Raw genomic sequence first — 19,288 nt, 5'->3', positions numbered from 1 at the left:
GCTCTCCTCCAATTAAGGAGCCTTGAGGAGAATTTTCCCCATGTGAGCGCCGGATTCCATGCGTTTATGCGCCTCCGCCGCGTCGGCCAGAGGGAAGACCCTGTCGATTGTCGGCCGGAAATCGCCGCTTTCGAGCTTGGGCCAGACCATGGCCCGGATGTCGGCGGCGAGGCGCGCTTTTTCCTCAAAGGGCCGCGACTTCATGGTGGAGCCGGTGAGGCGAAGCCGCCTTTGCATGATCACGAAGATATTGATTGTCGCCTCCGCGCCGCGAAGCATGGCGATGGAGACATGGCGTCCGCCGAAATTGAGGCAGGAAAGATTGCGATTGACGAAATCGCCGCCGGCCATGTCGAGCACTACGTCGGCGCCGCCGGACTTTGCAATCTCTCCGTCCCAATCGTCGTCATCGTAGAGATAGGCGGCGTCGGCGCCGATTTTCAGCGCGGCGTCGCATTTTTCTTTCGTCCCGCAAGTGGTGATGACTTTTGCGCCGAAGGCTTTGCCAAGCTGGATTGCCGTTACGCCGATGCCGCTCGTCCCGCCATGAACGAGAAGGGTCTCACCGCTTTTGAGTTGGGCGTCGTCGAACATATTCGCCCAGACGGTAAAGACGGTTTCGGGAAGGCCGGCGGCGTCTTCAAGGGAGATGTTGTCCGGAACGGGCAAACACGACCCTGCATCGGCGATGGCGTATTGCGCATAGCCGCCACCGGTAAGAAGCGCGCAGACGCGATCGCCCGGTTTCCAGCTTTTGACATCAGCGCCCACAGCCGCGACTTCACCGGCGCATTCGAGGCCGGGCAAATCGCTGGCGCCCGGCGGCGGCGGATACATACCCTTACGCTGAAGCACTTCCGGCCGGTTGACGCCGGCCGCCGCAACACGGATCAGCACCTCATTGCCGTCCGGGCGCGGAACCGGACGCTCTGTCATTTTCAGGACCTCTGGTCCGCCGAATTCGGTGATTTCAATTGCCTGCATGGTCGCGGGAAGGGCGTCGTCCATCAGAATCGCTCCCTGTTTTCCGCCATTCTTGCCTTAACCGCCATGATTTCGCAAAGTGCCGGACCGCAACGCCAGAGAGCGCCTATGCCTGCGCCAAAAGGGAGGTTCCGTCATGGACGATCAGCCGCTCAATGAAAAACCCGACATGACGCTGGGTTTTCTAGCGAAACAGGATCTCTACGGGATGTCGGTTGGCGATCTGGAAGAACGTATTGACGCCCTGAAGGCGGAGGTCGCGCGATGCGAAGCTGCGCTTAAAGATCGCGGGGACACCCGGTCGGAAGCGGAAAAGCTGTTCAAGTTTTAAGGCGGGTTCATCTCACGCCAATTATCGTGAAGCGCCCGGCTGGCTCTTATTTAAACAGGAAACTCTCAACGAGGGTCGAGATAAACGCCAGCACATAAAGCACCGAGAACACCCACAAGGTCCAGAACAGGATCGCCACTGGAAGGTTTCTTTTGGCGAAGACGGGGTTTTTCTTCAAATCCTGTCTCAGGCGTTTTTTGTTGCGGCGTTCCTTGCCCGCAATGATCCGGATAAAATATTTTCCGAGATAAAGCCTCAGATCCGCCGGCCGAGACTCGTCAGCGGATTTCGCCATTGCTTTTTCAATGGCGATTCTCTGCTCGGGCGACAGCGTCGCGCGAACATCGGCTTCCATCTCTTCCCAGAACCAACTTATCTCTTCGTCGTTGGGCAGGGCCTGGCTCTCAGACATACATCGGCTCGCATTTTACAGCGCAACAACAGCTTTCCTGCGCATTTTTTGAATGCGCCGGACCGTTTGCATTATGCCCATCAAGATAAAAGCCGCGCGAATATGGTCTGAGGGATTTTAACGAGCGTCTTGAGATTTCGGTCATGACTGCAACAGGGGCCTGCCTCTGGTTGCAGTGTCGAAATGATTGCACTCTCGTTTGCGATTATTGGCGCCGCCGGCGAAGCAGACCGGAGTGGGGCGGGTCTCCACGCTATGAGCACTCATCCCGGCGGCGGGTATTTCGCATTGTAAAAACGTGAAGATGCTCTAGCGTCGCCTCAGCTTTTTGCGCGGGGGAGCAAGCATGAAACTGTCGAAAATCGCCCTTTCAGGGGTTGCTTTTGTCTTGAGCCTTACGATTGGCAAAGCCTTCGCCTATAGCGGCGAAGACTTGTTGAGCGGGCGTCCGTTTCATCACTTTGACATCACCTACCGGGCGCTCGCCGGCGACCGAGCCATCACTGCAGACGAGATGCAGCAGGTTTTCCCGGGGCTCGGGTTTAGCCGCGAAGCGGCGACCGCCATCGCCTGGCATGCGGATTTTATCGACGCTTATCTATACAGCCCCATCTTCTGGGCGCAGGGCGTGCCCGACGGCTACGACAAGCGCCTGAAAGCAAGTTTGGCGCAGTTCGACGAACTGGCGAAACTTCACTTCGACGACACGTTTTCATCCGCGGGCATCGAAAGCACCTGGGTGCGCTATGGTTCCGGCACACTGGCCGGGTTGTTCTGGGCGGCTGACAATAACGATCATGCGGCGGCGTATAATATCTTAGGCGTCAGCGTTCATGCGGTGCAGGATTTCTATTCGCACTCAAACTGGGTCGATGACCCTGAACGACGCAAAGGCGCCTGGCATGAGATGCTTGCGGCGGACCGGGCAAAGCATACGCTTTACAGCGGCGCCTATGAACTCCCCGCGACAACGGCGCCCGCCAGCCATGGCAAGGTCTCGTTTGAATGCAGCCTTTTCGGGCGTCCGGAAATCGCCCCCGTCATGGAGCAGGTTTGCACGGGGCTAACGCCCTTCGCCGAAGCTCCGCAATGTCAGTCCTATCGCCGCTATTGCCGGGGCGGACAGGCGACAAAGATTTCGCTGGAAGGCGCCAGCGCAGAAGCGCTGGTTCTCGCGCCGCCGGGCATCGCGCTGGACAATAGCTGGCTGGCGAAAGTTGGCGGCAATGTGCGCGGTTTAACGACTGCGGAAGGTAATTTCGCCCCGGGCCGGACGGATGGCTGGTTGTCGCTGGCGCAGTGCAATGCTGTCGCCAATCTCGGCGTTGCCTGTAATGAAGAGACGCCGTCAGCAGGAGCATGCCAGAAGATTCAGCCGCGCGCTTGCAGCTCAGATGCCGACCGGCTCTTTGCAACGTCGAAATTTCTGGCGATTGAATCGACGACACAGTGGGTGGCGGTGCTGGACGCTATCATGAAACAGCGTCACGGAAAATTCTGGGCTGAAGTCAAACAGGGAATGAATTCCTCTGTCGCTCAGCGCGAACAACAATTCGAAGACTTCGACAAATTGCCGTTCCAGTTCCTGTCCGCCGGCGACTATCCGGTGCAGGGGTCTGAGTCGGATGGTTACTATATCCGATTGCGTTTGCGTACAGCCGATAGTCAGGGCGCCGGGACGGATGCGGACATCAGCGCGCGTGTTGAATATCCGGGCGGATCGAAGGAATTCAAACTCGACTACATGCCGACCGACAAGGATGCGGGCCTGCGCTCTAACCGGCTGCTCGTCTATAATGATTTCGAAAAAGGCGATAATGACGTTTATACGATCGGCCCGTTCCCGCAGCGGCCAACCTGGCTGACCCTGATCAATGACGCCGCCGATGGCGGTGAAGTGCTCGAGGCGCTTGGGGAGCAGATTTACGAAAGCATCGTCAGCATCTTCACCGATCCGGAAGAAACTTTCCTGCCGCTGATCAGCGGGGAGGCGGATTATGTCGGAGAGACGACCGTCAGATTGTCTTATGCGCAGCTCAGTGAAGCGGCGAATGGCGCCGTCCAAAAGTTGAATATCGATGCGGCGAAAGACGGCGACTATGATCTGCAATATTCGCTGTCATCCACCACAAACGGTCTCACTGAGGAACAGCGCAGCAGGGGCTGGAAACGGTTCACGCTCAATGTGCAGACGCTGAAATGCAACGCTGAGTCGCAATGGGACAGGTCGTCCGATTCCGACGAGCCGTTCTTTTTCTTTTCCGCCAGCCCGCTGAACGGCGCGAGCAATGCGACCCAGTATTACCGTCAGGAGCCTTTGGAGGATGTGGATACGGGCGAATCCGTGACGCTCTCGTCGCAGCCGATGAGTTTTGACCTGTCGCCTGAGGGCGTTCTGGTTCTCGCGTTCCAGCTTTATGAACATGATGAAGAATCGAAAGACTCGCGCGACAGCTTGTTTAACGTCTTCAAGACCGGCGTCGATGACTCCGCCGATTCAGCGAACAGCAAATTTCTCGATGAACTTGGCCGCTCGCTCGCCGCCTCATGGACGGTTGGCGAGATCGACGCTTATGGCTTCAGCCGCGGCGCCCGTGTTGATGTCGGCAATATCTTGAATGTGCGCGGTCCGATTGAAATCGGCGGCGATGAAGCGCGGCGGTTCCAGCTTTTCCCGGCGCGGCTCTATGTGGCTGCCGTTCCGGAATGGCCGTCGAGCCCGGCGAACTGGCGTGCGCCCCGGCGTTACGCGAATTTCGCACCGTCTTTGCGTCAAACACAAAGCGCCGTTGGCTTGCGGCGGCTGACAACGATCCCTGCACCCAATGCGCGCATTCAGATCAGAGTTGCGTCGACAGGAAAATGCGTTGGCGTTGCCGGGGAATCGGTTGCGCTTGGCGTCGCCATTGAGCAACAGACCTGCCGCACAGGCGCGCAGAAATGGGTGTTGAATGCAGCAGGCGCAGACAGTTTCCTGATCATCGCGCCGCATAGTTTCACCGCCGCCCCGGCAGGCCCTAAATGCATGCTTCCCGCCGGTCAGGATGTCAGTGACGGAACAGCGATCCTGCATCAGGCCTGTACCGTGCAGGTGGATCGTCTTTGGCGCCTGGAGCCGGTCAATAATGGTTTCAGATTGCGCTTCGGCCGGCTCGGCAAATGCCTTGAGGTGCAGAACGGTTCAACCGCCGATGGCGCAAGGTTACAGCTGGCGACCTGCGTTGACGGACGTCAGTCGCAGCTCTTCGAGCTGTTCGGCGACTAGAAGCCAAAGAGCGGGCGGTGATTACTCCGCGGTCCCGAGATATCCCGCCAGCTCATCGAGTTCTGAATCCGTGATGGCGGTCGGCTTGAACGGCGGCATGCCGTTGAGGCCGTTGCGGACGATGTATTTCACATAATCCGCCGTCAAATCCTCGCGCTCTTCGAGAACGGCGTAGTCGGCGCCGCGCGTTGCGTTGAGCTGGAACGTGCCGGGATGTTCAACGCCTGCCATGTGACAGTGAGAGCACTGGGCGTCGAAGATCTGTTTGCCGGTGAGGGCGGGCCGCGCCGGATCGTCAGGTGCGACGAAAGCGGTCCGCCCCGGTTCGGATTCGGACATTGCGGCCTCAGCGTCAGCCGCCGGTTGCGACGCCGTTTCAGATGACGGCGCCGGCGCCGGCGTGATGACACGGGCGTTGTCATCATCCGAGCCGCCGCATGAGACGGCGAGAGAGACGAGACCGGCGAGGGCGGCGAAGGAGAGAGTGCGGGTCATTAGGCTTTCCTCCGCTTGCTGCCCCAGATGCCGGATTTACCCGGCGCGAGAATGCCTTTGGGGTCGAGCGCGTCCTTGATCGTGTCGTGCATTTTCCAGAGCGAGCCGTTGTTCCAGTTATAGGTCTGGGCGATGCGGTCCATGTAACGAATATGGGTGCGGTATTCGCCGTAACCTTCCGCCGCCGCTTCATCGACGAGCACATTGAAGAGATCGTCGAGCTTCTTGCGCTCATCCGGGTTTTTCTTGTCGTAGACGATGACGGTGACGTGATGGAGGTCGCGCCAGCCGATCGCGAGAAGGCCCATATAGTCAAAGCCATATTCGCGCACCCGGGAGGAGACCATCTGATATTGCTTGATGGCGTCCGCGCCGGTGATGGGCGAGACCGGCGAGAAACCCACATGGCCGCCGCCGCCCGCCCAGTTCAGGAAATTGAACTCGGTGAGTTTCGGCACGCCCTTCATGGTTTCGGCGCGGTGCAAGAGAAGATCGAATTTGTGCCGCCGGTCTTCGGGGAAATAGAATTTGACGCCCGGAATATCGGCGAAACTATCGCGGATCGCCGTCCATAAGGTGTCCATCAAGGGCGGCGGCCCGTATAGCGCGCCGCAAAAATTCCACATGCCGAGATCAAGATCGGCCATGATGGTCTTCGCGACGCTGGGCGGGATCGGTCCGTCGCCGTCATAATAGGCGCTTCTGGTTTTGGTGATCGCGGCGTCGAGCACGAGATTGCGCACGGTGGCGCCGTTCTGGATCACGCCGCTGACCTTCAAGGGCCGCAACCGTTCCGTGACGGTTTCAATGTCGTCTTCATTTTCGAAGGTGATGAGATAGGGGCGGTAGCCCGCAGGTTCTGGCATCAACCAGATGCCCATCTTCGTCACGATGCCGAAGTTGGATTGCGAGAACATGCCATCGACATAGGGCCCGAAGCCATATTTGAAGAGCTGCCAGGTATTGTTGCCGGGCATGGCGCCCATGCCGGTGCGGATCACCTCAGCATTCGGAAGCACGACTTCCATGCCGCATTGCATGGCGAAGTGATCGCCATAGGGCGTGTAGCCGATGCCGTGATCGAGGGCGTTGCCGACGACCGATCCCCAGCCGGGATCCGGCACATCGATCCAGAGTTTCAGACCTTTTTCCTGAATGTAGTTGTAAAGATCGAAATAGCTGACGCCGGGCTCCACGAGGGCGTAGCCAAACTCCTCATTCACTTCGAGTATGCGGTTCATGCGATTCAAGTCGAGAACGATCGTTCCCGACATCACCGGCGCCGCGCCGCCATAGGCGAAGTTCTTGCCGCGCGAGACAGGCCAGAGCGGCACGCCATATTCATTCGCCACACGGACGATTTCCTGCACCTGCTCTACAGAGTGGGGCGCCACGGCTGCGTAGGCTTTATAGTCGTCTTCATTGTTGGAGATCGTGTAGGGGTCGTCATAGGGCGCCAGGTTTTCATCCATGAACACCCATTCATCGCCGACAATGCGGCGGAAGCGCTCCATGGCGCTCGACATCGCTTCGGCGGAAACGCCTTCAGGTAAAGGTGCCGTCATGTTCAGACCATCCCGTCTTTAGTTGCAACGCCTGTTCTGATTTCCCAGGCGTGCAGGTCGCGGCCGACACGCTCAATTTGCGCGACCGGGAGGCCGTGCGGTTGAAGCAGGGTTTGCAGGCAGAAATAAAAGGATTCCGTTGTCACGCCGCTCAAGGCCAGCGGGCCTCGCGCGGCGGCGATCCTGAGTTCATTGACCCATAATGCGGTGACGTCGCCATTGATTGGGGTCAAGGCGCCCCCGCCTGAATATTGGGCGGCAAGGCGGCCGGCCAGCGTTCGCGCTTGTGAAAAGCGCTTGTCGTAAAAGATCCGCCCGCCGGCGTTTATGTGGACTTGCGGTGCGCTTGCGCGCGCAAGCGTCGGCGCGGCGAGCACGGAAGACATGGACGATTTCAGAAAGAGACGTCGTTTCATTGCTTGCGCGAAGCCGCTTCGCTTTGAAGCTGACGCGGCTTTCTTTCGCCCTCCCTCTCGCTTGTTCTTATGCGCGATTTATATGCCTGCCAGTATTGGCGGGTTTGGAAAACTGTCAATGACCGCAGGCGTAAGGCACTAGGACGATTGCGCAAGGGCGCCATGCCCAAGTGCGCCATGCCCAAGGGCGCGATGCCCAAGGGCGCGATGCTCAGGGGCGCATCAGGTTCATGCGCCGCCTTATTCCGAAGGCAGCGGAATATGTTCCGTTTCATCCGGCGGCAGGGTGAAGACTGTTCCTTGAAAATTTTGCGACGCCGAAGACGTCCAGTCCGCCTTCGCCTGTTCGATGCGCTCCGGCCGGGAAGAAACTAGGTTCCACCAGATATGTCGTTTGCTCATGGGCGCGCCGCCGAGCAGCATGAGGCGTGACTTTTCCAGCGCCGTTATTTCCGGCGCGGCGCCGGGTTCAAACACGATCATGCGCCCATGGTCATGGCGAACGCCATCAACGGAAACAGCGCCGCTTAAAATGTAAACTGCGCGTTCTTCATAGTCTTCAGGCAACGGGATCGCCGCATCCGCATCGGCTTCGGCGCCGAGATAAAACATCGGCGAAAAACATTTCGCCGGCGAGGTTTCGCCAAAGGCCGATCCGGCGATGAGCCGCATTTTCAGGCCCGGGCGTTCAATCACCGGCAGGCTCGCTTTGGGATGGTGATGAAACTCCGGCGCGGTTTCCTCATCTTCTTCCGGCAGGGCGAACCAGCTTTGAATGCCGTGCATGGTCTGGCCGTTTTCACGCGGCGCGTCATCGGTGCGTTCAGAGTGAACAATGCCCCGGCCGGCGATCATCCAGTTGACGTCGCCGGGGCGGATCACCTGATCGAAGCCAAGGTTGTCGCGATGGCGTAACTCGCCGTCAAAAAGATAGGTGACGGTGGCGAGACCGATATGCGGGTGCGGGCGCACATCGATGCCGGTTCCGGGCTTGAATTCCGCCGGCCCCATTTCATCGAAGAAAATGAACGGGCCAACCTGGCGGCGTTTGGCGTAAGGGAGAACGCGTCCGACCGTGAAGCCGCCGAGATCGCGCGTGCGCGGTTCAATAATGATGCTGACAGTCATGTCCGTCAGTTTGCGCGCTGCCGGCGCGGTGATCAAGCGGCCTGAATGATGCGTTTTGTAATCACGCGAATGTCATTTTCCGCGGACTGGATAGCCGTCGATGAGTCAGGCCCCATGCCGATGAACAGCTTGTAGCCTTCTTCGAGGCTGAAGATCTGCAGCACCGCCTGGCGCACTTGCGCGTCGGTCAGTTTCGGATTGGCCGCGCGCACAAGATAAAAAATGAATCGGCCGATGGGCCGGTAAAGTTCGCGCACCATATCGCGCGCGTCTTCGCCGGAGCCGGCGAACCCCCAGAGCTGGTAGAAAAACTGATAACTCTCGCGGGCGTTGCGCACATAAAACTCGACGACATTGAGCAGAATATCGAGCGGCGTGTCGCGGTCGGCCTCGAATTGGGAGAGGTGCTCTTCCACATAATCGGCGAGCGCCTCGCGCATCATGGCGTCGATCAGGGAATTTTTGGTGGGAAAGTGATAGGTGAGGTTGCCCACGGCGATGCCGGCTTCATCGGCCACTTTCCGCAAGGACAGCCCCGCATGGCCGTTCTGCGTGAACACGGTATGGGCGGCCTTCAGGATCTTCCCGATAGTGTTGCGCGTACGGTCGGTCTTGCCGTCGCCGATCTGAACCGTCGGCCTCGCTCCGCGCAGTTCATTAAGATGAGTGAGGATTGCATTCAGCGCCTTTTCAGTCTCGGCGTCGTGATTACTTGCGGAATCCATTCCAGTTTTTGCCGGATTCTCGGCGTGGTCTGTTGACGACGGCATAACTCCCCCTTAAATCGCCGTTTCTAGGTCACCTGACCTAATCAGTTTTCTGCGTACTAGACAAGTCGGTGAAGATCGCGGCTAACTGGTACTCATCAGTTTCCCGGCTGTGCGGTGTTCTCCCCCTGCTGCACGTCGGGGGGGCCGCGGCGGGGCGACTCGTCGCGGCCCACTCGTGACGCTAATTAAGAAAAAACTCTTTTTATTCAGCAGCTAAGGCTGTTTTTCGGAGCCAGCCTTCCAGGTCCGCAAGGGCCCGTGCGGACAGGGCTCGCTTGCGCGCAAACCCCTTTTGCTTGCCCTTTAGCCGTTTGCCTTCCGAGTCGGTTTTTGGGGTCTCGATCTCCGGGAACAGGCCAAAATTGACGTTCATGGGCTGAAAAGTCCTGCTGCCAGCATCGGTCATATGATCGCAGGTTATGTGGCCCAGCAGGGCGCCGAAGGCGGTGGTGGCCGGCGGCATGGAAACTGGAATGCGTTTCGAATCCGCGGCCGCGAAGCGCCCGGCGAGAAGGCCGATGGCGGCGCTTTCGAGGTATCCCTCTACGCCGGTGATCTGACCTGCAAAGCGCAGCGACGGCCTGGCGCTGAGTTTCAGCGAGCCGTCAAGCAGGCGCGGGGAATTAAGAAAGGTGTTGCGGTGAATGCCGCCCAGCCGTGCGAACTCCGCTTTTTCAAGGCCGGGGATCATGCGGAAGATTTCCGCCTGTGCGCCATATTTCAGTTTCGTCTGAAAGCCGACCATATTGTAAAGCGTGCCGAGCGCATTGTCCTGACGCAACTGGACAATGGCGTGGGCCTTGACGCCCGTATGCGGATTGGTGAGGCCGACCGGTTTCATGGGGCCGTAGCGCAGCGTTTCGGGACCGCGCTCCGCCATCACTTCGATCGGCAGGCAGCCTTCGAAATAGGGCGTCGATTTTTCCCATTCCTTGAAGTCGGTTTTCTCGCCGGCGATCAGCGCGTTCAAAAACGCTGTGTACTGACCTTCATCCATAGGGCAATTGACATAATCCGCGCCGTCCCCGCCAGGACCTTTTTTGTCATAGCGCGACTGCATCCAGGCGACATCGAAATCAATGCTCTCTTTGTAGACAATCGGCGCAATGGCGTCGAAGAAGGCGAGGGAGGCCTCGCCGGTGAGCGACAGGATTGCTTCTGCAAGGGGCGCCGCCGTCAGCGGACCCGTTGCAATAATGACATTGGTCCAGTCTTCAGGTGGCAAGCCGTCGATCAGCTCGCGGCGGATTTCGATATTCGGGTGGTCTTCGATGGCGCGCGTCACGCCCACAGAAAACGCGTCACGATCGACGGCGAGGGCGCCGCCGGCGGGCACTTTGTTGGCGTCGGCTTCGCGCATGATGAGCGAGCCCGCCCGCCGCATCTCTTCATGCAAAAGGCCGACGGCGTTGTTTTCCGCGTCGTCGGAGCGGAAGGAATTGGAGCAGACTAGCTCCGCAAACCCGTCGGTCTGGTGCGCTTCCGTGCCGGTGAGGGGGCGCATCTCGTGGAGAATGACCTCAGCGCCGGCGTTCGCCGCCTGCCAGGCGGCTTCCGATCCGGCGAGGCCGGCGCCGATAATATGGATAATGTCTTGATTGCTCATGGCCCGCGCTTCTAGAGCCCATTGGGAAAAGTGGAAACCGGTTTTGGGACAAAATGCGCGTAAAAAGAGCATTTGCGCGGGGCGCGCATGCTGCAACGCGCGCCATTGGATTTCCGGGCCTTTTCCGGTTAGCCTCTGAAGGAGAAAGCCGCGCGTAACGGCTATGGGGCCAATCGGGGTAAAAGGGCGGGCGCTGGATGGAATTGCGTATTTTTTCTGTCATGGGCGAGGCGCTTCATTTCGGCGGGCGCCGCCTTGAGACAATTGCGCGCGTCGCCTGGCTGCCGTTGGTCCTCAGCATGGTGGCGACCATGGCCGCCGTTTTCGCGATGCTGTCGGTTATCGCCGGCCGGCTGATCACCTTTTCCGAGGTTCCGACTTTTATCAACGCGCAGACCCTGGTCGTTCAGAATACAGCCGCCGGGTTTCAGAACGATCCGGCCGCCATGTGGATGATCATGGGCGCCAACCTTGCCGCGCAAACACTGCTGACGGCGTCTTTCATGGCGCCGCTGATCCGTTACGCCGGGCTTGGTGAGAAACCGGCGCGGGGATTTGTCCGCGCGCCATTCGGGCCCGATCAAGTGCGTTTCGTCGTTTCAAGCCTGTTCGGGCTTTTCTTTGTGGGCGTTCTTGTATTCGGTCCGCTGGCGGCGGCGAGTTATTATACGCTGAAATATGTCGCTGAAGCCTTGTCGCAAACACTGGCGACATTCCCGAATCCCGACAGCCTTCATACAATCGAAATCAACAAGGCGAGCGATCAGATCGCGGCGGCCGGGCGTGAGTGGATCTATAACCGCGCGATTCCGCTCTCCGGCGCCTTGCCGGTCGCGCTGTTATTCTGGGCGTTATTGTTTTTTCATTTCGCCCCTCACAACCGTCCAAGGGCGCCAGCCATTGGCAGGACAGTGCTGCGGGCGCTTACAACGTTCATCGTCGCTGCGGGATTGATGCTTGTCACCTATTTCTTGTTCGACGAAGTCGTCCTGAACGAGTTTCGCACCAACGCCACGTTTTTGGGCGTCCTTTCGGCGGCGGGGGCGCAATTCACCAGTTTCGATTTCAGCGGGCTGGGTGATGCGATCGATTTTCTCCTGCGCTCACCTGAAGGGCGGCTGATCTTTTTCGGGTTGGCGGCGTTTTTTGTGGTCAACTATTTCAGCCTGCGCCTGTTTCCCTATCCGGGCGTCGCCGTGTGTCACAAATCGCTGGCGCTCGGAAATACGCTGGCGATTACGCGCGGCTGGAACATCATCCGGCTTTGGGTCATCGTTACGGTGCTGACGCTGTTTCTCGTGCTCATTCAGATCCTGGTTATCAATCAGCTTCTGTTAAGCGCGTTGCTGCCGAAGGTCCTGACATTGCTTTATAATGCGACCGCGGTTTCAACGAAACTGGTTAACAGCGGAGAGGCCGCCGAATGGGTGCGCCCATTCTTTGTCTGGGTCTGGAACTTGACGAAAATCGGCATAAATATCTTCTGGTCGTTCTTTTCTTTCGGCGTGGCGGCGGGGCTGTATGGCCGCCTGTACCGGGAAGGCGAAGCGGCGTAACAAAACCGCTTTTGAGAGGGTATCCATATGTCGCACAACATTCCCGTTGGGGACGTCCTCAATGAAGCCTTCCAGTTTGGTCTGAAGCGATGGGGAACGGTTCTGCGGCTTGGCTGGGCGCCGGTTGTGGTCAGCCTTCTCCTTGCCGGCGGTTACTTCGCGCTGATCCTCGATTTCGAGGTGCTGTCGAGCGCAAATGAGAGCCAGACCTTTCCGGGGTTTTCAGAAATCTTCAAAATGCCGGTGTCCGCCGTTGTCGCGCTCGGCGTCGTTTTTTATGTGCTGATCGGATTGATCTATTGCGGCGTCATGGCGTCGATCTTCCGCCTTGTCGCGCTCGGGGAGGAAAGTCCCGGCTTTATTCATGTCCGGTTGGACGGTCCCGCCTGGCGCGTCTTCTGGGCGTCGATTATTTCCGCCCTCATATCGTTGGCGATCTGGTGCGTCGCCTTCCTGATTGCGCTGCCGATCACCGGCAACAGCATCGGGTCTTACCTTAGCGAGGCGGGCGCGGCGTTCGCCGGGATGATGGCGGCTGTCGAGAGCGGGTCGGAGGACGCCGCTGCGGTGCATGCCTCCGGAATGTTCAGTTATTGGCGCACCTTTATGTACGCCTTCGCCATTGCGTTCATTCCGCTGATTTACGTCGGCGTGCGTCTACAGCCCTTCATTGCAGGGTCGGCGGCGGAAAACCGGCTTATCCTGTTTGGCTCGCTGAAACTGACAGAAGGAAAGTTCTGGCCGGTGCTCGGCGCCATGTTCCTGATGGGCCTGATGATTATTCTTATCAGCATCGTCTATGAGCTTTTCAGTTCCGTGATTGAGCTGTTGATGGGGCTTGGCGGCGCCGGCGGCGCCTTCGCCATTATCGCAGCGTTGATGGGGTTCATCTATTTCGCGGTGACGGTGTTTTACTACGCGGTGGTCTACGGCGCGCAGCTCGCCTTCTCAGCAATTATCTATCGCCGCCTCAAGACCGGCGAATAGGTTTCACCCCCATATTTCCATGACGAGGCCTCGTGCGTCGCGCGCCTCATCGCCAAGACGCAGCGCCTTTCCTTCAAGACGGGCTTTCGCGGTGAGGGCGAGCGCGGCGGCGTCGTAAACATCGTCGCGGCCGATCGCTTTGTCGCCATGGCCTGTGCGCAAGGACTGGTAGATGTCTTCAGCTTGGGAGAGGCCTGCGCGTGTTAGAAGCGCGCGCCGCTCCGCCTGTCCTTCGGGTTTGCGCTTCGGATAGGTGCAGGGCTTTGCGTCATTCAACCGTGTGAACGCGATTTCGGGATGGCCTTCGCCAAGACGCGCCTGATCGGCGGCCGTGATGACTTCATCGATTTCACGGATCTTCGGCGCGATCATCCATGCCTGTTTCGAAAGCCCTTTACCGCAATGACGTTTGCCCCAGGCGTTGGCCTCTTCATATTGGGTGAAGGAAAGCATGGGCCGTTTGGGAGAGGAAAAGACGCTTGCATGGCGCAAGGGGCTGAGCAGCTTGCGCGCCATTGTTTCACACGCCCGCGGCGAGTCGTCAGAAAGTCCGATGGGCATGTCGACGATCATCATCGCCGCCTTTTCGAGATTCAAAACTTCTGTAAAGGAGGGGACGATCCATCCGCTGACGGAATTGTCATAAAGGTTAATGCTGACGACCGCCCAGCCGGCGCGGCAGCCGTCAACGCCGAGAACACACCTCTTGGCGTCAGAAAGGCGTCCTTTTCCCTTCATGGTTGCTGGCATGGCCATTGCTCACATTGCTCCAGGAGCCTTTCCCCCGTGTCCTTTCGGTCATGGCGGGGCGACGAATTAAGGGCAAGCGGGAAGTCCCGCTTGTCAGCCGCCTTTCGGGGCGGCATCCTAGAGAAAGCGGAACGAATGAGAATTATGGGCTTTCAAGACTCTGAAGAAGCCGGGGCGGGCGGCGCGGAGAGTTTCGTTCAATCGGAACTGTTTGCGCGTACTTTCCGTGAGGGGATGGCGCTGGTCGAGGAGACCGCGAATTATCTCGATGGCGAAGGACGTGATGCGTCGAAGCATCTGTCCCGCGATGTGGCGCTCGCCTATGCCGGCGCCTCCATGCGGTTAACCACGCAATTGATGCAGATCGCCTCCTGGCTTCTGGTCCTGCGCGCCGTGCGCGAGGGCGAGATGGTGCTGGGCGAGGCGAGCGACGCCAAATACCGGTTGACGCCCTCGGAAGCGGCGTCGGTGAAATTCAAGACTGAGGGGCTGCCGGAACGGCTTGTCGGCCTGATCGACGCGGCGCACCAGCTTTACAGCCGCATCAGCCGCCTCGACCGGGAGCTTTTCACCGAAGGCGCCAGCGCTGACGATAAAAACGACGCCGCCGCGCAGCAGCGGGCGCTGATGAAAGCATTTGGCGGGCGCTAGGCTCAGCCCATCAAAACTGGCGACACAAAAAAAAGCGGGCCCCAGAGCCCGCTTTTGCTTTTAGCGCTGTGGCGACGCTTATTTTTTAAGGCCGAAAGAGCCGAACTTCTGGTTGAATTTCGACACGCGGCCGCGCTCGCCGACTTTCGCCGGACCGCCGGTCCAGGCCGGGTGCGAGGTCGGGTCGATATCAAGGTTCAAGGTTGCGCCCGGCTCGCCATAGGTGGAGCGGGTCTCATAGGAGGTGCCGTCGGTCATCACGACTTTGATCGTGTGGTACTCCGGATGGATGTCTTTTTTCATGACGGCGGGTCCTCTGGGCGGCAAATCGGCGAATTGTTGAAATGAGAGCGGGGCATATACGCGGGGTCCGCCCCCTTCGCAAGCCCCGAAACCGCAAACTCGGCGGTAAAAAGCCGTGCTGGCCTCTTCGCAGGTGCAATGTTATGGTTTTGTAAGGTCTTTTGGTCCTGAAGTTCCCCGGAAGTCCCCCAGAAGCCCCCTGTACCCGTTCTCACAATTGGCCCTGTTTTGATGCGTTACTGGTTGATTTTGCTTGCTGTTCTCCTGGGTTTTGGCGCAGCGGCGGGCCTTCGCCTGCATGAGTTCAACCAGTTCGCCCCGCTCGAACCGGTGGCGCTCGCCCGCTGTGAGCCGGTGACAGGCATCGCCGGCCCTGAAGATATTGAGGTCGACGAGGCGGGCAGCCGCGCCTTCATTTCCTCTCTCGACCGGCGCGGGGACGGCGACAAGACAACAGTCAGGGGCGCGATCCATGTTTTCGATGTTGACGATCCGCTCTCCGCGGCCGGATGGCGCGACCGCACCGGCGGCGTCCCCGAAGCGTTCCGTCCCTACGGGCTCAGCTATTACGAGGCGGGCGACACCCGGCGCTTGTTCGTCGTGAACGAGGCGGCGAAGGCGGTGGAGCTTTATGAGGTGGCTGCAAATGGCGACCTTGAGCATCTGGAGACGTTCCGGGAGCGGCGCCTCACCAGTCCCAATAATGTGGTCGCGGTGGGGCCGCGCCAGTTTTACGTGACTAATGATGTGCGTCCGGGCCGCAATGCGCCGGTCGCAGACCTGCATTTCCTCATGAATATTGGCTCGGGGGAGATCTTCTACGTGGATGGCGATGTCTGGCGCGTGGCGGCGGAGGGTTTGCGCTTCGCCAACGGGCTCGCCTTGTCCGCAGACGGATTGACCCTTTACGCCGCGGAGACGGCGGCGAACGCGCTGAAAGTCTTTGACCGCAATCCCGAAAGCAGCGCCTTGACCCTCGCCAATACTATTCTGCTCGGCGCCTCGCCCGACAATATCAATATTGACGCTGCGGGCGCGATCTGGGTGGGGGCGTTGCCAAAGCCCCTTGCCGTGCCGCGGCTGGCGCGCGACGCCGCCGCGACTGCGCCCTCGGAAGTCCTGAGAGTGACCCCCGACGGCGCCGCCCATACGGTTTACCGCAATGATGGCGGCGAACAATCCGCTGTTACGGTCGCCGCCCGGGTGAAGAACAAACTTCTCATTGGCGCCCTTTACGAGGAAAAATTCCTCTACTGCGAATTGCCGAGGGCGTCGCGATAAGCCTTTTGTTTTCCGCGCATTTTATCCGAAAACCGGTTTCCACTATTCGGAATGCCCTCTAGAAGACCGCCCATGAAATACGTTTCCACCAGAGGGGCTTGCCCCGCCGTTGATTTTGAGAGCGCGCTGCTCGCCGGACTCGCGCCCGATGGCGGGCTCTATATGCCTGAGACCTGGCCGCAGCTTTCCGTGGGCGACGCGCGCCGGATCGGGCGTTTGCCCTATGCAGAAGCGGCGGCGGAAATCCTGTCGCTCTTCGCCGGAGCGAGTTTTACGAAAGAAGAACTCTCGGCCATGGCGGCGGACGCCTATGGAACGTTTACGGATAAGCGCGTTGCGCCTTTGGTGAAGCTCGGACCTGAAGACTGGATGCTTGAGCTCTTTCACGGGCCGACGCTCGCCTTCAAGGACTTCGCCATGCAAATCCTCGGGCGGCTGTTCGATGCGGCGCTTCAGAGAAACGATCGGCGGTTGACCATTATCGCGGCCACTTCCGGCGACACCGGTTCGGCGGCGATTGAGGCGCTGAAATCCTGTTCGCGCGTGAATGTCGTTGTGCTCCATCCCGAAGGCCGTGTCTCCGCAGTTCAGCAACGCATGATGACATCGGTGACGGCGCCCAATGTCATGAATATCGCCGTCAAAGGCTCCTTCGACGATTGTCAGGCGATTGTAAAAACCCTTTTCGCTGACGATGCTTTCGTGCGCGATGTGCGATTGTCAGGCGTCAACTCTATCAACTGGGCGCGGCTGGCGGCGCAGACGGTTTACTACTTCACTGCCTGGGCCCAACTCGCCGAGGGCGACGAGGCGGTGAACTTCGTCGTGCCCACCGGTAATTTCGGCGATGTCTTTGCGGGCTATGCGGCCAAGCGCATGGGACTGCCCATCGCCAGGCTTGGCGTCGCCGCCAACGCAAACGACATTCTCCATCGCGCCATTGCCGAAGGGGATTATACGCCCGCCTCAGTGAAACCGACGGCGTCGCCTTCCATGGATATTCAGGTGGCGAGCAATTTCGAGCGGCTTTTATTTGAAGCGAAGAACCGCGATGCGGCGGTCTTGCGCAAAACGATGGAAGCCTTCGCGACAAACAAGGGTATGAGGATCGACACTCAAACGCTTGAGGCGATCCGCAAGGACTTCATCTCCGACGCGGTCTCCATGGAAGAAACGCTCAGCGAAATCGCCCGACACTATAAAGAGACCGGCGCCCTTATTGACCCGCATACGGCGGTAGGCCGCGCCGCTGCGATCCGCCTGCGCGAGACTGGCGCATTGTCAGGCAAGATCGTGACGCTCTCAACGGCGCATCCGGCTAAATTCCCCGAAGCGGTGGAAGAGGCGACGGGTGAAACACCGGCGCTGCCCGATTTCTACGCCGATCTTTTTGACCGGCCGGAAAAGATGGAGCGCGCGCCGGCCGATCCGGAAGCGGTGAAGTCGCTTGTCGCCAAAGCATTTGCGAATTGATGACAAGCATTCACACTTTAGCGAATGGCGTGCGCGTCATCGCCGACCCCATGCCGGGATTGAAAACCGTGGCGCTTGGCGTCTGGGTCAAGGCGGGCTCTGTTGATGAAACGCCTGAAGAACACGGCGTCGCGCATCTTCTTGAGCATATGGCGTTCAAGGGAACGAAGACGCGGTCGGCGCTCGCCATCGCCGAAGAGATCGAAGGCGTCGGCGGCTATCTGAACGCCGCCACAAGCCATCAGCGCACCGGCTATTATGCGCGCATCCTCAAAGACGATCTTGCGTTGGGCGCCGACATACTTTCGGACATTCTCGCCAATCCGCTTTTCGATGAGGCTGAACTCACAAAGGAGCACGAGGTTGTCGTACAGGAAATCGGCGAGGCGGCCGATACGCCTGATGATGTTGTGTTCGAACGCCTGACGGAAGCGGCCTGGGGGGCGCATCCTTTGGGACGCCCCATATTGGGGACGCCGGACAGCGTCCGCGCGCAAAAACCGGCGAGCCTTCGCGGGTTCATGGCGCGCTGTTATCGTCCCGAAGACATGGTTGTAGCCGCCTCCGGCGCCGTTGACGACGACCTGCTCCTAAAAATCGTTGAACAGCACTTCTCCGGCTTTTCTGCAGGTGATGCAGGCGTATCTCGAACGCCGCCCCGGTTCGAGGGCGGCCTTCTCCATGATCCGCGCAAGATCGAACAGACCCATCTCGCCATTGCGTTTCCGGGCGTCGCCTCAAGCGATGAGGACTTTTTCGCAACCCGTCTTTATGCGGATGTTCTGGGCGGCGGCATGTCTTCGCGTCTCTTTCAGAAAATCCGGGAGGAGCGGGGGCTGGCCTATTCCGTCTATGCGTTTGCTGATGGGTTCGAGGAGGCCGGCCTTCTCGGCGCCTATGTAAATGCAGAAGCCAAACATATTCCCGAAGCGGCGAAAATTATTCGTGATGAGCTGGAAGCGACCGCCAAGGCCATGACCGATGAAGAAGTGGCGCGGGGCAAGGCGCTGTTGCGGTCGTCGCTGATGATGGGTCTAGAAAGCCCCGCCAACCGGATCGAGGCTGCGGCGGGCCAGTTTTTCACTTTCGGCGCACTGATGACCGCCGATGAAATCCTTGCACGGATTGACGCCGTTACGATTGCCGACATGCAGCGCTGTGCGAAACGCGCGCTCGCCGGACCTTGCGCCCTGTCTATTGTCGGGCCCTGTAAGGCTTCGGCGGTGGAAGACGTCTTTAAGCTTTCGTAAAGCTTTCCGACCATCTGGTCACTCATTTTTAGGTAATAACTGTTACTTCTCATCCGTGAGAGCCG

Annotated in this window: 18 protein-coding genes; 8 read left to right on the top strand and 10 right to left on the bottom strand. The window is 59.1% G+C overall.

The features are described from left to right. Positions 1-12 precede the first annotated feature (12 nt). Positions 13-1,008: an NAD(P)H-quinone oxidoreductase gene (locus tag ACFC5L_RS12305; protein WP_375202637.1), complete on the bottom strand. Its 996-nt coding sequence runs from the start codon at positions 1,006-1,008 to the stop codon at positions 13-15. Between the two features lie 112 nt (positions 1,009-1,120). Between ACFC5L_RS12305 and ACFC5L_RS12300 the strand changes: the two genes are divergently transcribed. Further along, on the top strand, positions 1,121-1,315 hold the full coding sequence (locus ACFC5L_RS12300; RefSeq protein ID WP_375202638.1) for a DUF1192 family protein: 195 nt from the start codon (positions 1,121-1,123) through the stop codon (positions 1,313-1,315). 46 nt (positions 1,316-1,361) lie between these two features. Here ACFC5L_RS12300 and ACFC5L_RS12295 read toward each other — a convergent pair whose 3' ends face one another. Beyond that, positions 1,362-1,727, bottom strand: a complete 366-nt coding sequence (locus tag ACFC5L_RS12295) for a hypothetical protein (protein WP_375202639.1) — start codon at positions 1,725-1,727, stop codon at positions 1,362-1,364. 346 nt (positions 1,728-2,073) lie between these two features. On the opposite strand from ACFC5L_RS12295, the gene ACFC5L_RS12290 reads away from it, so the two are divergent. Continuing rightward, positions 2,074-4,992 (top strand): RICIN domain-containing protein, encoded by a 2,919-nt coding sequence (locus tag ACFC5L_RS12290; protein WP_375202640.1) that lies wholly within the window; start codon positions 2,074-2,076, stop codon positions 4,990-4,992. Positions 4,993-5,013: 21 nt separating this feature from the next. Here ACFC5L_RS12290 and ACFC5L_RS12285 read toward each other — a convergent pair whose 3' ends face one another. The 6 genes from ACFC5L_RS12285 to trmFO all read right to left on the bottom strand — a co-directional run bounded on the left by ACFC5L_RS12285 (position 5,014) and on the right by trmFO (position 10,972). Continuing rightward, on the bottom strand, positions 5,014-5,487 hold the full coding sequence (locus ACFC5L_RS12285) for a c-type cytochrome (RefSeq protein ID WP_375202641.1): 474 nt from the start codon (positions 5,485-5,487) through the stop codon (positions 5,014-5,016). Next, positions 5,487-7,052 (bottom strand): FAD-binding oxidoreductase, encoded by a 1,566-nt coding sequence (locus tag ACFC5L_RS12280; RefSeq protein WP_375202642.1) that lies wholly within the window; start codon positions 7,050-7,052, stop codon positions 5,487-5,489. Before ACFC5L_RS12280 ends, ACFC5L_RS12285 begins: the two co-directional genes overlap by 1 nt. 2 nt (positions 7,053-7,054) lie before the next feature. Then, complete coding sequence (locus ACFC5L_RS12275; RefSeq protein ID WP_375202643.1) at positions 7,055-7,468, bottom strand: hypothetical protein; 414 nt, start codon at positions 7,466-7,468, stop codon at positions 7,055-7,057. Positions 7,469-7,708: 240 nt separating this feature from the next. Next, positions 7,709-8,596: a pirin family protein gene (locus tag ACFC5L_RS12270; RefSeq protein ID WP_375202644.1), complete on the bottom strand. Its 888-nt coding sequence runs from the start codon at positions 8,594-8,596 to the stop codon at positions 7,709-7,711. A 32-nt stretch (positions 8,597-8,628) separates the two neighbouring features. Further along, a complete protein-coding gene (locus ACFC5L_RS12265; RefSeq protein WP_375202645.1) occupies positions 8,629-9,321 on the bottom strand; it encodes a TetR/AcrR family transcriptional regulator in 693 nt (230 codons plus the stop codon). Positions 9,322-9,568: 247 nt separating this feature from the next. Continuing rightward, on the bottom strand, positions 9,569-10,972 hold the full coding sequence (gene trmFO / locus ACFC5L_RS12260) for a methylenetetrahydrofolate--tRNA-(uracil(54)-C(5))-methyltransferase (FADH(2)-oxidizing) TrmFO (protein WP_375202646.1): 1,404 nt from the start codon (positions 10,970-10,972) through the stop codon (positions 9,569-9,571). A 197-nt stretch (positions 10,973-11,169) separates the two neighbouring features. Between trmFO and ACFC5L_RS12255 the strand changes: the two genes are divergently transcribed. Together ACFC5L_RS12255 and ACFC5L_RS12250 are read left to right on the top strand one after the other, a co-directional pair. Then, positions 11,170-12,528: a hypothetical protein gene (locus tag ACFC5L_RS12255; RefSeq protein WP_375202647.1), complete on the top strand. Its 1,359-nt coding sequence runs from the start codon at positions 11,170-11,172 to the stop codon at positions 12,526-12,528. A 27-nt stretch (positions 12,529-12,555) separates the two neighbouring features. Continuing rightward, a complete protein-coding gene (locus tag ACFC5L_RS12250; RefSeq protein WP_375202648.1) occupies positions 12,556-13,515 on the top strand; it encodes a hypothetical protein in 960 nt (319 codons plus the stop codon). A 3-nt stretch (positions 13,516-13,518) separates the two neighbouring features. Here the strand turns inward: ACFC5L_RS12250 and ACFC5L_RS12245 are convergent, their stop codons facing one another. Then, positions 13,519-14,271: a DUF429 domain-containing protein gene (locus ACFC5L_RS12245; protein WP_375202649.1), complete on the bottom strand. Its 753-nt coding sequence runs from the start codon at positions 14,269-14,271 to the stop codon at positions 13,519-13,521. 129 nt (positions 14,272-14,400) lie between these two features. On the opposite strand from ACFC5L_RS12245, the gene rcdA reads away from it, so the two are divergent. Beyond that, positions 14,401-14,916: a protease adaptor protein RcdA gene (gene rcdA, locus ACFC5L_RS12240; protein WP_375202650.1), complete on the top strand. Its 516-nt coding sequence runs from the start codon at positions 14,401-14,403 to the stop codon at positions 14,914-14,916. Positions 14,917-14,994: 78 nt separating this feature from the next. Here rcdA and rpmE read toward each other — a convergent pair whose 3' ends face one another. Further along, positions 14,995-15,219: a 50S ribosomal protein L31 gene (gene rpmE, locus ACFC5L_RS12235; protein WP_375202651.1), complete on the bottom strand. Its 225-nt coding sequence runs from the start codon at positions 15,217-15,219 to the stop codon at positions 14,995-14,997. A gap of 231 nt (positions 15,220-15,450) precedes the next feature. Between rpmE and ACFC5L_RS12230 the strand changes: the two genes are divergently transcribed. The 3 genes from ACFC5L_RS12230 to ACFC5L_RS12220 all read left to right on the top strand — a co-directional run bounded on the left by ACFC5L_RS12230 (position 15,451) and on the right by ACFC5L_RS12220 (position 19,223). After that, positions 15,451-16,500, top strand: coding sequence for an SMP-30/gluconolactonase/LRE family protein (locus tag ACFC5L_RS12230; protein WP_375202652.1), 1,050 nt, complete (start codon positions 15,451-15,453; stop codon positions 16,498-16,500). 72 nt (positions 16,501-16,572) lie between these two features. Next, positions 16,573-17,973 (top strand): threonine synthase, encoded by a 1,401-nt coding sequence (gene thrC, locus ACFC5L_RS12225; RefSeq protein ID WP_375202653.1) that lies wholly within the window; start codon positions 16,573-16,575, stop codon positions 17,971-17,973. Beyond that, entirely contained in the window at positions 17,973-19,223 is a 1,251-nt protein-coding gene (locus tag ACFC5L_RS12220; protein WP_375202654.1) for a M16 family metallopeptidase, read from the top strand. The genes thrC and ACFC5L_RS12220 overlap by 1 nt, the downstream gene beginning before the upstream one ends. Positions 19,224-19,288: the final 65 nt, after the last annotated feature.

The organism is Hyphococcus sp. (genome assembly GCF_041986965.1).
Lineage (GTDB): Bacteria > Pseudomonadota > Alphaproteobacteria > Caulobacterales > Parvularculaceae > Hyphococcus.
The sequence above is the reverse complement of the archived record's forward strand: the minus strand, read 5'-3'. Positions and strand labels throughout refer to the sequence as shown.